The organism is Staphylococcus sp. 11511212 (genome assembly GCF_011394755.1).
GTDB lineage: Bacteria > Bacillota > Bacilli > Staphylococcales > Staphylococcaceae > Staphylococcus > Staphylococcus chromogenes.
The window spans coordinates 358583-376681 of sequence record NZ_JAANBQ010000003.1; the positions used below are offsets into that span (position 1 = coordinate 358583).

Here is an 18099-nt window from a genome sequence, read left to right on the forward strand (position 1 = left end):
TTAAAGGTGAGGACCATGTCGAAAATTTATATGAATCGAGAACTAAAATATATAGAAAAAAACTTAGCGCATCAGATGCAATGCGAAGATATGACGTTGCAAAAAGCAGCAGAACATTTATTATCATCCGGTGGCAAACGTGTACGTCCTCTATTCGTAATTCTCAGTAGTTATTTGAGTAATCAGCACGCCACAGAAGATACTTATCGCGTAGCCGTTGCATTAGAATTAATTCATATGGCGACATTGGTTCATGATGATGTAATCGACTTTAGTGATAAACGACGGGGCAAAACGACAATTGAAAAAGAGTGGAATCAATCTACAGCCATTTTAACGGGAAATTTTTTACTTGCACGTGCTTTAGAACATTTGTCTCCGATAGAAAACCCTCATATTCATCAAACATTATCAAAAGCTATCGTAGAAGTGTGTCGCGGAGAATTATTTCAATTTCAAGACCAGTTTCGTGCAAACCAATCAATTACAAATTACTTGCGTCGCATTAAACGTAAAACGGCATTGCTCATTCAATTAGCAACTGAAGTAGGAGCGATGAGTGGTGGGGCTAATGCTCAAACGGTAAAAACAATGAGAAACATTGGCTATAATATTGGTATGAGTTTTCAAATCATTGATGACATTCTAGACTTTACGAGTTCCGAGAAAAAATTGGGTAAACCTGTCGGAAGTGATTTGAGAAATGGACATATGACGTTGCCAACATTGCTCGAAATGAAACGAGATCCTCAGTTGAAAGCACGCATTGAATCATTAAACGCAAATGCGCCTCAAGATGCTTTTGAATTATGTGTGGAACAAATTCGAAACTCAGAATCGATTAAGATTTCTCAACAAATTAGTGAGCGCTATTTGCAAAAAGCGAATGATTTATTAGCAACATTACCCGACAATGATGCAAAACCTGTGTTTAAAAAATTGATTTCTAAGCTTAAAAATCGTATGTCATAATATATAAAACGATTGAAAGCGCTTTATTTACATGGTAGGATATTCTTGTAATCTATACATAAACACAGGGGGATCCTCACAATGGAAAAAACATTCGTAATGATTAAACCAGATGCTGTACAAAGAAAATTAATCGGTGAAATTGTTCAACGTCTTGAACAAAAAGGGTTAAAATTAGTTGGTGCTAAATTAATGACTGTGCCTCAAGAGTTAGCGGAAGAACATTATGGTGAACATAAAAGCAAACCTTTTTATTCTAAGTTAATTTCATTTATTACTTCTGCACCTGTATTTGCAATGGTCGTAGAAGGGGAAGATGCGGTGGCTGTTTCCCGTCATATTATTGGCTCTACAAATCCTTCAGAAGCTACACCAGGCTCTATCCGTGGGGATTTAGGTCTAACAGTCGGACGCAATGTTGTACACGGTTCTGACTCAGTCGAATCAGCAGAAAGAGAAATCAACTTATGGTTTAAGCCAGAAGAAATCAGTAGTTACCAATCACCAGATGAAGTTTGGTTATACGAATAGAAAAAACGAGATAAAAGAGTTGAAACAATATGCCGTTTCAGCTCTTTTATCTATCAAAACACTTTAGTTATTAAAAGCGTTAAACTTTTTCTTATTTTTCTGTTAATTTAAACGATATTTTGTGCTATGATAAACAACATATTTAATTTAAATCTTTGATGACACAATACGCTATGTTAGTCTAAAAATAATGAATTAATAAAAGGAGTTGCCCGTTATGAGATTTTTAACTGCCGGCGAATCACATGGCCCTCAATTAACAGTGATTATTGAAGGATTGCCTGCAAATATGAAAATAGATATCGATCAAATCAATAAAGAAATGTTCAAACGTCAAGGGGGTTATGGTCGGGGTCGACGTATGCAAATTGAAAAAGATACCGTAGAAATTGTTTCTGGTGTTCGACACGGATATACATTAGGTAGCCCTGTAACAGTGATTGTTAAAAATGATGATTTTAAACATTGGCAGAAGATTATGGGAGCTGAACCTATAACTGAAGAAGAACAAGAAAATATGAAGCGTGTCATTACAAAGCCACGGCCTGGTCATGCGGACTTAGTGGGCGGTATGAAATATAATCATCAAGACCTTCGCAATGTCTTAGAGCGTTCTTCTGCACGTGAAACTGCAGCGCGAGTTGCTGTTGGTGCAATTTGTAAAAGTCTTCTCGCACAATTAGGTATCGAACTCTTTAGCCGTGTCGTAGAAATTGGTGGCATTAAAGATGAAGGTGAATACGACATTGATACGATTAAAAAGTCCGAAGATGCCAATGATGTTCGCGTGGTGGATGAAAGTATTGCACAGTCCATCCGCGATAAAATAGATCAAGCTAAAAAAGACGGCGACTCTATCGGTGGAGTTGTTCAGGTCATTGTAAATCACATGCCTGTCGGTGTGGGAAGTTATGTCCACTATGATCGTAAATTAGATGGACGCATCGCCCAAAGCGTTGTCGGCATAAATGCTTTTAAGGGTGTCAGCTTTGGTGTAGGCTTTCAAGCGGGAGCTTTACTTGGTTCACAAGTTCAAGACCCAATTATGTATGATGAAACAAGAGGATACTACCGTGCAAGCAACCATTTAGGAGGTTTAGAAGGGGGCATGTCGAATGGAATGCCTATCGTTGTAAATGGAGTAATGAAACCAATTCCAACTTTATACAAACCACTTGCTTCTGTGGATATCAAAACAAAAGAACCTTTTAAAGCGACGATTGAGCGTTCAGATAGTTGCGCAGTGCCAGCGGCGAGTATTGTTTGTGAACATGCCGTTGCTTTCGAAATTGCCAAAGCGCTTTTAGAAGAATTCGAATCTAATGATATTGAGAAATTGAAAAACCAGGTAGACACGCGTCGCTTACGAAACATCACTTATTAAAAGGAGATTTCTATGCAATTACACACACGTTACCCTCACGATAACTATCCTATAATAGTAGAAAATGGGGCCATTCAACATCTCAATGACTACTTGTCAGATTATGAGCAAATATTCATTCTTATAGATGAACACGTTGCCAAATGTTGGCCAGATGTGCAACATCAAATCAAACCGAAACACACTTTAATCATAATCCCCTCTGGTGAGCAAGTGAAATATATACAATATTATGAGCAATATATGGGGCAAATTCTATCATTCAAACCTACACGACAAACATGTCTTGTTGCTATTGGTGGGGGAGCTACGGGAGATTTTGTTGGATTTTTAGCCGCCACGTTATTACGTGGGGTTGACTTTATTCAAGTTCCAACCACACTATTAGCTCATGATTCTAGCATTGGCGGAAAAGTAGGTATTAATTCGCCTCAAGGTAAAAATTTAATAGGCGCTTTTTACAGACCTAAAGCGGTTATTTATGACTTAGATTTTTTAACTACTTTACCTCAAACAGAGATTTTAAGTGGCTACGCAGAAGTTTATAAACACACACTTCTCAATTCTAAAAAAGCTGTCAATCAGCTTGAACAGATGTATCCTAACGTGCAAACATTGCTCAAGTTAAAAAATATAGAGACCGTCATTGTCGATGGCATAGAAACTAAATTAAATATTGTACTCGCAGACGAGAAGGAACAAGGACAACGCAAATTTTTAAATTTAGGTCATACTTTTGGCCACGCGATTGAATACCAACATCACTTAGCGCACGGTCATGCTGTGATGTTAGGTATTTTATTTCAATATTTTGTTTCTAATTTAATCTTAAAAACGCAATATTCAACAACATCATTTTATCAGTATTTAAAAGAACTCCATTATCCGCTATCCATCATTGATGACTTTAATTTTGAACAGCTCTATGAATACATGTTGTCAGATAAAAAAAATGATGCGACAGGCGTACAAATGGTACTATTAAAAGATTTTGGACAACCCACTGTGCAACATATTCCAAAATCCATTTTAAAACAATCATTTAATCAAATGGTTGCATTACATCAAGAGGTGATATAAATGGAAACTATTTCATCCAACGGACCCCTTAAAGGGGAAATAACAATCCCGGGTGATAAATCTATGACGCATCGTGCCATCATGTTGGCTTCACTTGCTCAAGGAAAGTCTATCATTACAGGTCCTCTTTTAGGAGAGGATTGTATGAGAACAGCCAACATTTTTCAAACTTTAGGCGTTCAAATGACATTTTCAGAAAATCAAATTGAAATCAACTCACCAGGATACGAACATTTCACAACTCCACATCAAGTCCTTTATACGGGGAATTCAGGTACCACAACTCGGCTTATGGCTGGTTTATTAGGAGGACTTGGGATTGAAAGTGTTTTAGCTGGAGATGCGTCAATAGGTAAAAGGCCCATGAAGCGCATTATTGATCCGCTTCAAAAAATGGGTGTACAGATACGAGGTATAGAGAATAACTATACGCCCCTCATTATAAGTAGAGGAAATGTTAGAGGATTACACTATAAAATGCCTGTTGCTAGCGCTCAAGTAAAAAGTGCTTTATTATTTGCGGGTTTATTTGCACCTGATTTAACCACAATTGAAGAGATTGATATTTCTAGGAATCATACAGAAACAATGTTTCAACATTTTGGCATTCCTACTGGAACTTCTAACCAAACAATAACTTTACCGGGAAAAAGTATCCAACACTTGTCACCTAATAATTTTGATGTTCCTGGTGATATCTCTTCTGCTGCCTTCTTTATTGTTGCAGCACTTATTACACCTGGCAGTGATATTTATATTCATCACGTTGGAATGAATGAAACGAGAGATGGCATTATAGAAATCGTTAAAAAAATGAGCGGACATTTAGAAATTCTGAATTTAACCGATACCCCTGAACCTACTGCAACATTACATGTAAGATATACTGAACATTTAAAGCCGATTGAAATAAGTGGTCAACTCATTCCACGTTGTATTGATGAACTTCCTGTCATTGCATTACTCTGTACACAAGCAACAGGTTCAAGTATCATTAAAGATGCTGAAGAATTAAAGGTAAAAGAAACAAACCGCATTGATACTACAGTTAATGAATTGAATCGTCTTGGGTTTCAACTTGAACCTACAGCGGATGGAATGATTATTTATCCTTCTCAACTTACCACACCCCAAGTTGTAGATAGCCATACAGATCATCGTATAGGCATGATGTTGGCGATTGCCTCGTTATTAACGAAGGAAGACATTCAAATTCAACGTTTTGATAGCGTAAATGTTTCTTTCCCAGGGTTCTTACCAATCTTAAAACAATTAGAGAATGAGGGATAATATGCAAGATATCTATAAACTTATAGATGATATCAACTTACAAAAATTAGATGGCCTCGATTCACGTGTTCAAGAAGCACAACAATCTGATGATGACGAAGGGTTGTTTGCGCTTGGCGAAACTTTATACCAATATGGATTAACACCTCAAGGGCTTGAGGTGTTTCGCACGTTATACCACAAGTATCCAAATGAAGGCGAAGTTCTCATTTACTTTATAGAAGGGCTTGTGACTGAAAACCATATTGATGAAGCTTTAGAATATTTAAATGAAGTGCCAGAAACCCCAGAAAAATTGATGCTTGAAGCAGATTTATATCAACAAATTAACATGCTTGAAGTGGCAATCGATAAATTAGAAGCAGCTCTTGAAATTCAACCTAATGACCCCATCATTCATTTTGCGCTTGCTGAATTGTTATATTTTGATGGTCAATACTTACGTGCTTCTCGTGAATACGATACTGTGTTAGAGAGCGGAGAGTATGAAGTCAATGGTATTAATCTATTTTCACGTCTTGCCGATAGTAGCCTTCAAAGTGGAAATTATCAAGATGCTTTAAAATGGTATGATGAAATAAACGAGCAGGAATTGGTTCCTGAAGATTATTTAAAAAAGGCTGTTGCTTACGAAAAAAATGATCGTACACAAGAAGCCATAAAAATAACAAAAACACTCTTAAATAAGGATCCTGACTTTATACAAGCCTACTACTATTTGCAACAACTTTACGAAAATGAAAAAATGTTCGCAGACGCAATAGAAATTGGTGATGAAGGTTTACGTTTAAATCAATATTATAAAGAATTAATGTTCAGTACCGGGGCGCTTAAAATTGAACACGGAGACCAAAATGAAGCTGTTTCATTGTTAAAACAAGCGCTCGAAGTCGACCCAAGCTATCAAGAACCTTTACTCATGTTAGCAGATTTATATCGTCATGAAGAAGACTATGAAGCCCTAATTGAGTTGGTACAATTTGTGAATGAGGAAGATATGGATCCCGTATTCATTTGGCAACTGGCATATGCCTTAGGACAAGAAGAGCGTGATAAAGAAGCACAGCATTTTTATGATATTGCCTATACATCTCTAAAAGACAATGTAGACTTCTTAAAAGATTATTATGAATATCTCATTGAAATTAGCCAAATAGCGCATGCTAAAACAATTTTGGACCTCTTGATTCAAAAAGAACCCAATCAAGAGAAATGGCAAGATGAATACGATAGATTAAACTAAGGGGACCAGCAATGTTTGAGGTACCTATAAATAAAGATAAACAACATTTTATGGACTATCTGTTATTTCAATATCAATTTAAATCACGTATTACTGTTTGGATTTTAAACTACCTCAAAGCAAATGACTCCCATGTCAAATTCGTAAAATTTGTTGATGAAATTAATCCACAACATACGACACTTGAAATATCAGTAGAAAATAGTCAACAAGATGCAGTACGTCTCACTTTTAATCAAAATATATACATTAATACGAATAAAATTTTTACATTAATTGTTGAAGACATTGATCAACTTGACATCAAAATCCATTTTTCACATCCCGATTATCGTGATACGCGACTTGATTTTATCATTTTGCATCAATTATTCAGTCATCACGTGGATGAATCTTATATTTATGACTTAAAACGCATCCATTTAAACTCAACCACATACCAACATTTAATGCATTTATTGGAGTCTCAAATCGATTTAAGTCTACGTGTTAAAAATCCTGATGCATTTAAATGGTACACGCATTTGCTTAGCGTTCTAAAATTGCGCCGTTATAAATTCTATGAGGAGTGAAAGCATGAATTGGTCAACAATACATCAAACTATCATATACAACCGATTTATTTTATGGCTTTTGCTCCTATGTAACTTACTTGGAACAATTTATGGATATATTTGGTATTTACCACAGTTAATGAGATCTGAATGGTATTTTTGGATTTTTATTCCAGACAGCCCAACCGCTTCATTATTTTTGACTATTAGCATCTTTTTAATGCTGTTTAACAAAAGAAATGCGATTATCGATACACTTGCTTTTGTTACTTTGATCAAATACGGGGTTTGGGCTGTAATTATGAATATATTTATGTTTATTCATGACGACACAGTTTATATTACGGGAATCATGCTGATTTTTTCACATGCCGTTATGGCTATACAAGCTATTTTATTTTTACCTCGTTTGACCGTTACAACACTCAGTCTAACAATCACTTTAATATGGATTTTTCATAATGATGTGATTGATTATGTGTTTCACCAATATCCTGTATACGGGTCGCTCATTCATTATGAATCCATAATTGGCTATATTGCTTTTTGGCTTAGCGCGATTCCTTTTATTGTTATTTTATATATCTTTCGGATACGAGAGGATAAAAAGTTTGACCATTATTAATCAACCACTTACAATATAATTAAAGGAGTGAGCATAATGTCTTTTATGTCTTTAATCATTTATTTTGTAATACTTATGATCCTCCCAATGTATGCGCAACACAAAGTAAAATCTAACTATGAAAAATACTCTCAAGTTAGATCAACGAGTGGCAAGACGGGACGAGAAGTTGCTTTAGAAATTTTACATTCAAATGGCATTTACGACGTTGATGTAAAAGAAGGGGAAGGCTTTTTAACAGATCATTACGATCCTAGTAAAAAGGTCGTTGTATTATCACCTTCAAATTATAATCGTCCTAGTGTAGCAGGTACAGCGATTGCTGCTCACGAAGTCGGACATGCGATTCAGCATTACGAAGGTTATTTCTTCTTACGTTTCCGTTCTGCATTAGTTCCTGTAGCGAATTTAGGTAGCTCTTTATCCTACTTATTAATCACAGCAGGCTTTATTCTTACAATGTTGCATATCGCATTTGGTTCAACTTTATTATGGATTGGTATTTTCTTTATGGCATTTGCAGTGCTATTCTCAATTGTCACATTGCCAGTCGAATTTGATGCAAGTAAGCGTGCCATGAGACAAATCCAACATTTGAATATTGTTGATGAAAAAGAATATAAACATGCAGGACGCGTACTACGTGCTGCAGCAATGACGTACGTTGCAGCTACTGCCGTTGCGGTTGCTGAATTAGTACGATTAATTCTCATTGCACGTTCTGAAGAATAGTCATAAGCATTCAACACCCGTTCTTATCCCATGATAAGAGGGGTGTTTTTGTTTGGCTAAAATTCTTTCTAAAGTGGGTTGATACATTGCCGATATATAGCTCAATCATGTAAGATAAAGAATAAGATACGAAAGGGTGAGTTTTATGGAAAAATCTATGCAAATGATGCAACAAGAAGTAGATAACTATATTTCACAATTTAAAGCCGGCTATTTCTCACCTCTTGCAAATTTAGCACGTCTTACAGAAGAGGTAGGAGAACTTGCTAGAGAAATCAACCATTATCACGGTGAAAAACAAAAAAAATCTACAGAAGAACCTAACACAATTGAAGCTGAACTTGGTGACAATTTATTTGTCTTACTTTGTTTAGCCAATTCATTAAATATAGATATGACCGAAAGTTTTAATCAAACAATGGAAAAATTTAATCACCGAGATCAACATCGCTTTGAACGTAAATAAAAAGGAGTGATCGGTTGTGAAAATAGGAATCACATGTTATCCCTCAGCAGGTGGTTCAGGAATTATTGCCACAGAATTAGGGATACTTATGGCTGAGCGTGGACATGAAGTACATTTTATTACTTCAAATATGCCATTTCGTTTAAAAAAGCCTGTTCCAAATATCACATTTCATCAAGTCGATATTAATCAGTATGCCGTGTTTCAATATCCGCCATACGATATTTCTTTAAGTACAAAAATTGCAAATGTAATTAATGAATACGACTTAGATGTATTACATATGCATTATGCAATTCCACATGCAATTTGTGGTATTCTGGCACGTCAAATGTCTGGAAAAAATATAAAAATTATGACCACGCTACATGGAACAGATATTACGGTATTAGGTTATGACCACGCGTTACAAAATGCAATAAAATTTGGCATTGAAAAAAGTGATATCGTCACAAGTGTAAGTCAGTCACTTAAAGAGGAAACTTACGAAATTATACAACCTGAAAAGGAAATCATTCCTATCTATAATTTTGTAAAGGAAAAAGATTTTCCTCAAGGACGTCAGCCAAAATTACGTACGAGTTATGGCATTGCAGAGGATGAAAAAGTGGTTATTCATGTTTCTAATTTTAGAAAAGTAAAACGTATTGATACAGTGATTGACACCTTTCATCTTATACGTCAAAAGATGAAAGCAAAGTTATTACTTATAGGGGATGGGCCTGAGTTGTTAGACATGCGACAACGTGTAAAGTCTCTTCAATTAAGTGAGGATGTCTTATTTCTAGGTAAGCAAGATTGCATGAGTAACTTTTATCAAATTTCAGATTTACTTTTGCTCATGAGCGAGAAAGAAAGTTTTGGACTTACATTGCTAGAAGCGATGCACACAGGCGTTCTACCTATTGGCACTCGGGCAGGAGGAATCCAAGAAGTCATTAAACATGAAGAAACTGGATTTCTTGTAGATATTGGAGATGCTGAGACTGCTGCCCAATATGCGGTATCTATACTTCAAAATCCAACAAAATACCAACAAATGCAGACAAAAATGTTACTAGACATCCAAGAAAGATTTAATTCTAAAAAGATTGCAGATCAATATGAATATTACTATCAACAAATGTTAGGAGACTCAAAGGTTCATGTCTAAAGCAGCTTTTAATGCGGCCATCCCATTGATGAAACATATTCAACAACATGGTTTTGAAGCCTATTTTGTAGGTGGAGCCGTACGTGATTTTTATCTCAATCGTACGATAAATGATGTCGATATCGCTACCAGTGCGACACCTGATGAAATAGAGGCTATATTTGAACATACTATTCCGGTAGGTAAAGCCCACGGAACTATTAATGTCGTATGGAAAAAAAACAATTATGAAGTTACTACTTTTCGAACGGAAGGTCGTTATGAAGATCATCGGCGTCCAACCGACGTTCAATTTGTACGCTCATTATATGAAGATGTCGCACGTCGAGATTTTACTATTAATGCTATGGCAATGGATACAAACTTTAAATTGTATGATTATTTTGATGGCTGTAATGATTTAAACCATCACTGTATACGTACAGTAGGCAATCCACAAGCACGTTTCACTGAAGATGCCTTACGTATTATAAGAGGTCTTCGTTTTCAATCTCAGTTGAATTTTGATATAGAAGAAAAAACCTACGTAGCAATGTCTGCATGTGTAGAAGATATTCATTATTTATCAATCGAACGAATTATGACTGAGCTCGAAAAGTTATTATTGGGACGGGGCATTGAGAAAGCATTTAAAGCAATGGTTGATTTAAAAATCATGGCCCACATTCCTTATTTAAAAATGTTTAATTGGCAGCATATACATTTAAATATAGCGCTCTCTTTATCGCAATTTTTAGCCTTTTTACATTTATTTGAAGGCCAAAAAGAGGGGATTAAACGTTTAAAATTGAGTAATCAAACTTTAAAAGAAGCTGAACACTTGGCAAGTGCAATCCTGCGTCTCCAACAAATTCAGTCTAAAGAAGAATTACAAATATGGGTTTACGATTACGGTGAAAATATAGCTTCGGATATCTTTTATTTAAAACCACTATTAGAGGCGCATGAGATTCAAATCGCGAATCCTTTAATATTCAATCCAAAAATCATTCAAGAGATTTATCAACAGCTATCCATTCATAATAGAAAAGAAGTAAATATGAATGGTAAAGTTTTAATGGAGGTCCTCGATCAACCTAGTGGTCCTTGGATTAAACATGCATTAAGAGAAATTGAATGTGCCATCGTGTTGAAAAAAGTAAAAAATAGTCGAACAGATATTGTAGAATGGGTGAAGCAAAATGTCAAAGTATAGAGATCAAATTTTAAAATTAATTGCAGATGCGCGTCCGAACTATATTTCCGGACAAGCGATTGCAGAACAACTACATATTTCACGGATGACTGTAAAAAAAGTGATAGATCAATTGAAATCCGAGTCTATCTCAATAGATTCAGTTCATAATAAAGGTCATCGTTTAAATGAGTTTCCTCAACAATGGCATGCAAGTATTATTCACTCAATGATAGAATATCCTACGCTTTTTGAATCCGTCTATACATATGACAGTGTGGGATCCACGCAATTAGAAGCAAAGCATCTACTGGTTGAGCATGATGAAGCGATGCTTATTATCAGTGATGAACAAACTGAGGGAAGAGGGCGTTTTAAAAGACCTTGGCAATCTTCAAAAGGTAAAGGGTTGTGGATGTCCCTTGTCCTACGTCCTGATATCTCTTATGCAATGCTCACGACATTTAATTTATTTATTTCACTGGCCATCCGTGATGCTATTCAAGAGTATGTTGAGCAAGATGTAAAAATCAAATGGCCTAATGACATTTACATCGGTGAGAAAAAAATTTGTGGGTTTTTAACTGAAATGGTTGCTAACGCAGATCGTATAGAAGCCGTCATTTGTGGGATTGGAATTAATATCAATCAAGACGAGACCGATTGGAATCCAGAGGTGAGAAAAATCGCGACTAGCATTTCACTTCAAAACAGCCAATCAATAAATCGATACGCTTTTTTAAAGACTTTAATGTCTCATATACAACAACGATATAGCCAATTTTTATCAAAACCATTTACATCTATTAAACAAGAATATATTGCCGCTTCAAACATTTGGAACCGTAGATTACGGTTTACTGAAGGAACACGTCAGTTTTATGGAAAAGTCATCGAAATTGATGATTTGGGATTTTTGCATGTGGTCGATGAATCAGGTACGATTCATCGTTTAATGAGTGCGGATATAGATTTATAGATAGAAAGGAGGGGACAATATGTCTCGATATGCCGTTGTTGACCTTGAAACAACGGGGAATCAGGTTGACTACGATGAAATTATTCAAATTGGCATTTCATTTGTCGAAAACAATCAAATTGTAGATCAATATCATTCAATGGTTAAAACTGATTTAGAAATCCCTACTTTTATACAAGCATTGACTTCTATTGAAAAAGATATGTTGGCTCAAGCCCCTTATTTCAACTCAATCGCTCAAGAAATTTATAACAAATTGCAAAATTGTATTTTCGTCGCACATAACGTGAATTTTGATTTAAATTTTCTTCAACACGCATTTAAACGTTGTCATATTCACTATGCGCCAGCACAAACGATTGACACACTTGAATTATTTAAAATTGCCTTTCCTATGGAGAAAAGTTATCAATTAGGTGAGTTGGCAGACGCTTTGGGAATTTCACTTGGACAAGCACATCGAGCAGATGAAGATGCACGTGCAACAGCTTTACTCATGATCAAAGCCTTTAAACGTTTTGAAAAACTACCTATTGAAACTATTAAACAACTCTATTTTTTGAGCAAGCATCTAAAATATCAATTAGATTATTATTTCTTTGAATTAGTCCGTACTGCTCCAAAACAGACCGAACAAAATTTATATACTCAATTCTGTCATATTTACTATAAACCTATTCCTGATTTAAAGGAGACACATTTTCATTTTGAAGGAAATATTAAAGACCTCTATCAAACCATTGTAAATCATGCAGGGTACCAATATCGAGAAACTCAACTTTATATGGCTGAAACCATTTTTAATCAAATAATGCATAATGAGAAAACTTTAATTGAGGCAGATACTGGAAGTGGTAAATCACTTGCCTATCTCATCGCTGCATTGATGTTTCATATTGAAACAGGAGAACATGTTATGATTTCCACGAATACGAAACTACTTCAAAATCAGTTACTGACTCATGACATTCCTGTCATCAATCGTGCTTTAGATACACAGATTCATGCACGCATGATTAAAAGCAAACAAGATTATATTTCGTTAGGTCTTGTACGCCAAATCATCGATGAAAAAACATCTAACTATGAAGTTAATTTATTAAAAATGCAATTGCTCATCTGGTTACTTCATACGGAAACAGGTGATATTCAGGAACTTAATTTACGTGGTGCCCAAAAAATGTATTTTCATCAGAAGGTTGAAACTTATGTTCCTTATAAAAATGATGTTCATTACTATCACTATATCAAACAAAATGCACGCCGTATTCAAATTGGAGTGACGAATCATGCACACTTAATGTATTCTTCACCTGATGACACCATCTATCAACTTTTTAATCACTGTATTATTGATGAAGCACATCGCCTGCCTGATTATGCTTTTGAAAAATCAATAAAAGAAGTCGACTATGCGGATATCAAGTATCAACTTGGTTTAATTGGCAAATCTGAAAAGGAAAAATTATTACGCCAATTATACTTCTTAGAAAACACGCGTAAAGCTCAGAAATTAGATATACCTCCGATTGATATATTTAGTATAAAACAAGATGTTGATCAGATTCATGCTGACAATGAATATCTCTTCGATGTGTTATTTGAACAATCACACCAATCAAAGATTTACGAAGATGAAAGCACAAAAACATTTTATGTTTATGAAATTGAGTCACAACACATTAAACAACCTTTAAATCGACTCATTCATCAAATCAATCAAACACTTGAAAACTTTAATAACATGAAGCACATAACAGTTAAAACGATACGTAAACACTTATTATATGTACGTGATTTAATGAAACGTTTTGAAAGCGCCCTTAATCAAGATGAACCATTTTATATTTCATTGAAAAATACTCATCAAAAGTCAACACTTAAAATTCATATTAAAGAAAATAAAATTAAGACGACGTTAACTGAAAAAGTACTTAAGAAATTTGATTCAGTTACATTTGTATCGGGTACGTTGACTTTTAATGGTTCGTTTGACACTTATAAAAAGTGGTTCAATGACGAAAATTTTAAATCGTTCATCATGAAATCATCCAACTCCCAATATTCAAAAGGTCATTTATTTATTCCGACTGATATTGAGCGATACGATTATCAGTCTCATGACGATTACGTACAGTCTATCGTTTCTTATATCATTGACTATGCAAATGTCGTGCAAGGGAAGTGCCTTGTTTTATTTACGAGTTATAAAATGTTAAACGAGGTCATGGCTTATTTACAAGACTTGGAATCGCTTGAAGATTATGTCATATTATCACAACAACCTAGCCAAAATGTTAAAATTGTGCAGCAGTTCAATCATTTTGACAAAGCTATCCTGCTTGGAACATCTATGTTTTTTGAAGGATTTGATTATCAAGCGACAGGTATCAAATGTGTCATGATTACTAAATTGCCTTTTATGAGTCAATATCATGCAAAACCTGTGCTACTTAAAGATGAGTTTGACAATATTTTTAAAGATTACATTTTGCCTGAAGCTGTGTCACGATTTAAGCAAGGATTAGGACGACTGTTGCGTAATGAAAATGATGAAGGTATCGTTGTTTCATTTGACAATCGACTGATTCATCAACATTATAGACATTTCTTTAATGATGCAATTGAACCATTTCAACGTTATGAAGGGAATATCAAGCAATTTGATGCATTATTAAATAAATTGAATTCAAAAAAAGACTAAATTTAACAACTTCCTTACAAATCTTATGAATGTAGAAGTCCAAGCTAAGTTTTGATAAAATAATAAAGAGTAAAAATGTTATAGGAGACTGGTTATGAAAACAACGATTAAAGAAGCTAAAAATTTTATAGGTCAAGAAGTGACAATTGGAGCGTGGCTCGCTAATAAACGCTCTAGTGGTAAAATCGCTTTCTTACAATTGCGTGATGGAACAGGTTTCATGCAAGGTGTTGTCGTTAAAGCAGCAGTAGATGAAGAAACGTTCCAACTTGCTAAATCATTAACGCAAGAAACGTCCCTCTACATTACAGGTGAAATTACTGAGGATCAACGTTCGGATTTAGGTTATGAGATGCAAGTTAAATCGATCGAAACGATACATGAAGCACACGATTATCCCATTACTCCTAAAAACCATGGCACAGAATTTTTAATGGACCATCGCCATTTATGGTTGCGTTCAAAAAAACAGCATGCCGTAATGAAAATTCGTAACGAAATTATTCGTGCAACTTATGAATTTTTTAATAACAATGGTTTTACAAAGATTGATCCTCCGATATTAACGGCGAGTGCACCTGAAGGGACAAGTGAACTATTCCATACTAAATATTTCGATGAAGATGCATTTTTATCACAAAGTGGACAACTTTATATGGAAGCTGCGGCAATGGCATATGGTAAAGTATTCTCATTTGGTCCTACTTTCCGTGCAGAAAAATCTAAAACACGTCGTCATTTAATTGAGTTTTGGATGATTGAACCTGAAATGGCTTTTACGACACATGAAGAAAGTTTACAAGTTCAAGAACAATATGTTTCTTATGTTGTGCAATCTGTACTAAAAAATTGCGCTATTGAACTTAAAACATTAGAACGTGACACTTCAAAATTAGAAAAAGTCAACGCACCATTCCCAAGAATTTCCTATGATGATGCCATCGACTTTTTACACAAAGAAGGATTTGATGATATTGAATGGGGCGATGATTTTGGAGCCCCTCATGAAACAGCGATTGCAAATCATTATGACCTCCCTGTATTTATTGTCAACTATCCAACAAAAATCAAACCGTTCTACATGCAACCTAATCCTGAAAATGAAGATACAGTCTTATGTGCGGATTTAATAGCACCTGAAGGCTACGGTGAAATTATTGGTGGGTCAGAACGTATTAATGATTTGAATTTATTAGAACAACGTATTGATGAACATCAGTTAGATACTGAAAGTTATCAATATTATCTTGATCTACGAAAATATGGTTCTGTACCACACAGTGGTTTCGGACTTGGATTGGAGCGAACAGTCGCATGGATTTCTGGCGTAGAACATGTTCGTGAAACATCACCATTCCCACGTTTATTAAACCGTTTATATCCTTAGAAATTGATTGACTTTTAGACCAAGTCTCATTCCATTCAAATTGAGCTTGGTCTTTTTATATCAACATTGAAAGAAGGTGACGAAATGAATGCAAGAGAGCTTCAAATCCGCCCAGTTGTCATTCGATATGAATTGTTAAATCACTATCATTCGCTTGGATTAAATGAGGCAGATTTGATAATTTTGATTAAGATTTTGCATGCTTATGAAATATCTAACTTACAACCTTCAATAGATATATTAAAACAGGGGACAACCATGCAAGAGACTGAAGTCACGATGATTATTCAAAAATTAATTCGACTTGATTTATTATCAATGACAGTGGAAAAAAATGCAGAAGGTAAGTTTTCCGAATTCATCAATTTAGATGGCTTTTTTCATCAATTCGCACAATTGCTCAATAAAGAAGAGCAACAACAAGAAAAAGCGCATGAAGCCTCTCAGTTTAAAGCACTTTTTTCAAAAGTTGAATCTGCTTTTGGACGTGCATTGTCACCACTTGAAATTGAGACGTTAACACAATGGTTAGATGTTGACCAATATCCAATTGATCTAATCGAGACAGCTGTTGATGAAGCATTGAGTCATAACAAACTAAGTCTCAAATATATCGATCGTATATTGCTAAATTGGCAAAAAAATCATGTTTCAACAGTTGCAGATACGAAACCGATACGGGCAAAATTTAAAAAACAATCTCAACAGGGACCTAAAAAAATAGAAAATTTCCCTAAGTTTGATTGGTTAAATGGGGAGTCGCCAAATGGTAAGTAAGAAAAAAGCTTTAGAAATGATTGATACTATTGATAAAATGTTTCCTGATGCCGAATGTGAACTAAATCATAAAAATCCATTCGAATTAACTATTGCGGTCTTATTGTCTGCCCAATGCACAGACAATGCAGTGAATAGAGTTACAAAAAATTTATTTGAAAAATATCATACACCTGAAGATTATCTTCAAGTTGACCACAATGAGTTAGAAAATGATATTCGAAGCATCGGCTTATATCGCAACAAAGCCAAAAATATTCAGAAGTTATCGCAATCACTGATTGATAAATTTGACGGTGAAGTGCCACATACACATGCTGAGCTAGAAAGCTTGGCGGGTGTGGGTCGCAAAACAGCTAATGTCGTGATGAGTGTCGGTTTTGGTGAACCAGCACTAGCAGTCGATACACATGTTGAGCGTGTATCAAAACGTTTAGGAATATGCCGTTGGAATGATAGTGTAAGTGAAGTTGAACGTAGATTAACCTCAATTATTCCAAAAGATCGCTGGACTAAAAGTCACCACCAACTTATTTTCTTTGGACGTTATCATTGTCAAGCACGCAAACCTAAATGTGGAGAGTGTCCGCTTTTTGATGATTGTCGTGAAGGTCAAAAAAGATACAAATCTATTTTAAGAGCGACAAGAGGTCTGTCATCATGAGCAATCCTAAGCAATTTGAGGTTCTCGAAGAACAATTAGACGCATTGGCAAAGAAACGACAAGTCGGTAAAGCCCCCTCATTTGATTTACTCGATCAATATTATGAATTGCTTATAGATTATTTTACAACCATCAATGATATCGATGCTATCAAACAAATAGAAAATCAACCTTTAAAAATTCATCCGATAAACATTGAAGATCGATTATCTTATATACAACAAAGAAAACATCATTATATGGGCTATCAACAAATGAAGACACTCAAACAAGAGCTTATCAAAATGCACGCTGCTTATCGTGTGCGTTTTCAAATGAAAAACGACACAAATAATACTACTTCAGAGACTTCAAATTTGGAGTAGCTATTAATAACAATTAAAG

At 35.1% G+C, this 18099-nt stretch carries 18 protein-coding genes; all 18 read left to right on the forward strand.

Going from position 1 to position 18099, the window contains the following annotated elements; all coding sequences use genetic code 11:
* The first annotated feature begins 15 nt into the window (after positions 1-15).
* Positions 16-972 carry a polyprenyl synthetase family protein gene (locus G8Y84_RS03210; RefSeq protein WP_105967300.1) on the forward strand — a complete coding sequence of 319 codons (957 nt, stop codon included), beginning with the start codon at positions 16-18 and terminating at the stop codon, positions 970-972.
* A gap of 81 nt (positions 973-1053) precedes the next feature.
* Positions 1054-1503, forward strand: a complete 450-nt coding sequence (gene ndk, locus G8Y84_RS03215) for a nucleoside-diphosphate kinase (RefSeq protein WP_037573764.1) — start codon at positions 1054-1056, stop codon at positions 1501-1503.
* Positions 1504-1720: 217 nt separating this feature from the next.
* Entirely contained in the window at positions 1721-2887 is a 1167-nt protein-coding gene (gene aroC, locus G8Y84_RS03220) for a chorismate synthase (RefSeq protein ID WP_105996592.1), read from the forward strand.
* A 12-nt stretch (positions 2888-2899) separates the two neighbouring features.
* On the forward strand, positions 2900-3967 hold the full coding sequence (gene aroB / locus G8Y84_RS03225) for a 3-dehydroquinate synthase (protein WP_037573759.1): 1068 nt from the start codon (positions 2900-2902) through the stop codon (positions 3965-3967).
* A complete protein-coding gene (gene aroA, locus G8Y84_RS03230) occupies positions 3968-5257 on the forward strand; it encodes a 3-phosphoshikimate 1-carboxyvinyltransferase (protein ID WP_165806112.1) in 1290 nt (429 codons plus the stop codon). It abuts the gene before it with no gap.
* 1 nt (position 5258) lies between these two features.
* Positions 5259-6500 (forward strand): tetratricopeptide repeat protein, encoded by a 1242-nt coding sequence (locus tag G8Y84_RS03235; RefSeq protein WP_037573753.1) that lies wholly within the window; start codon positions 5259-5261, stop codon positions 6498-6500.
* A gap of 11 nt (positions 6501-6511) precedes the next feature.
* Positions 6512-7072, forward strand: coding sequence for a YpiB family protein (locus G8Y84_RS03240; protein WP_037573750.1), 561 nt, complete (start codon positions 6512-6514; stop codon positions 7070-7072).
* A gap of 4 nt (positions 7073-7076) precedes the next feature.
* Entirely contained in the window at positions 7077-7679 is a 603-nt protein-coding gene (locus G8Y84_RS03245) for a DUF1405 domain-containing protein (RefSeq protein WP_037573747.1), read from the forward strand.
* Positions 7680-7715: 36 nt separating this feature from the next.
* Positions 7716-8411, forward strand: coding sequence for a zinc metallopeptidase (locus G8Y84_RS03250; RefSeq protein WP_037573744.1), 696 nt, complete (start codon positions 7716-7718; stop codon positions 8409-8411).
* A 145-nt stretch (positions 8412-8556) separates the two neighbouring features.
* Positions 8557-8877: a nucleotide pyrophosphohydrolase gene (locus G8Y84_RS03255; protein WP_037573741.1), complete on the forward strand. Its 321-nt coding sequence runs from the start codon at positions 8557-8559 to the stop codon at positions 8875-8877.
* Positions 8878-8893: 16 nt separating this feature from the next.
* On the forward strand, positions 8894-10030 hold the full coding sequence (gene bshA / locus G8Y84_RS03260) for an N-acetyl-alpha-D-glucosaminyl L-malate synthase BshA (protein WP_165806113.1): 1137 nt from the start codon (positions 8894-8896) through the stop codon (positions 10028-10030).
* Positions 10023-11225, forward strand: coding sequence for a CCA tRNA nucleotidyltransferase (locus G8Y84_RS03265; RefSeq protein WP_037573734.1), 1203 nt, complete (start codon positions 10023-10025; stop codon positions 11223-11225). The genes bshA and G8Y84_RS03265 overlap by 8 nt, the downstream gene beginning before the upstream one ends.
* The gene (locus G8Y84_RS03270) at positions 11212-12183 is read left to right on the forward strand and encodes a biotin--[acetyl-CoA-carboxylase] ligase (RefSeq protein ID WP_037573731.1); all 972 of its coding nucleotides are present in this window, start codon (positions 11212-11214) and stop codon (positions 12181-12183) included. The genes G8Y84_RS03265 and G8Y84_RS03270 overlap by 14 nt, the downstream gene beginning before the upstream one ends.
* 19 nt (positions 12184-12202) lie before the next feature.
* Positions 12203-14887, forward strand: a complete 2685-nt coding sequence (locus tag G8Y84_RS03275) for a helicase C-terminal domain-containing protein (RefSeq protein WP_037573728.1) — start codon at positions 12203-12205, stop codon at positions 14885-14887.
* Between the two features lie 94 nt (positions 14888-14981).
* On the forward strand, positions 14982-16274 hold the full coding sequence (asnS, locus tag G8Y84_RS03280; protein WP_037573726.1) for an asparagine--tRNA ligase: 1293 nt from the start codon (positions 14982-14984) through the stop codon (positions 16272-16274).
* Positions 16275-16358: 84 nt separating this feature from the next.
* Positions 16359-17051, forward strand: a complete 693-nt coding sequence (locus G8Y84_RS03285) for a DnaD domain-containing protein (protein WP_037573723.1) — start codon at positions 16359-16361, stop codon at positions 17049-17051.
* The gene (gene nth, locus G8Y84_RS03290) at positions 17041-17715 is read left to right on the forward strand and encodes an endonuclease III (RefSeq protein WP_037573720.1); all 675 of its coding nucleotides are present in this window, start codon (positions 17041-17043) and stop codon (positions 17713-17715) included. Before G8Y84_RS03285 ends, nth begins: the two co-directional genes overlap by 11 nt.
* Positions 17712-18080 (forward strand): YpoC family protein, encoded by a 369-nt coding sequence (locus G8Y84_RS03295; RefSeq protein WP_037573717.1) that lies wholly within the window; start codon positions 17712-17714, stop codon positions 18078-18080. The genes nth and G8Y84_RS03295 overlap by 4 nt, the downstream gene beginning before the upstream one ends.
* The last annotated feature ends 19 nt before the right edge of the window (positions 18081-18099 follow it).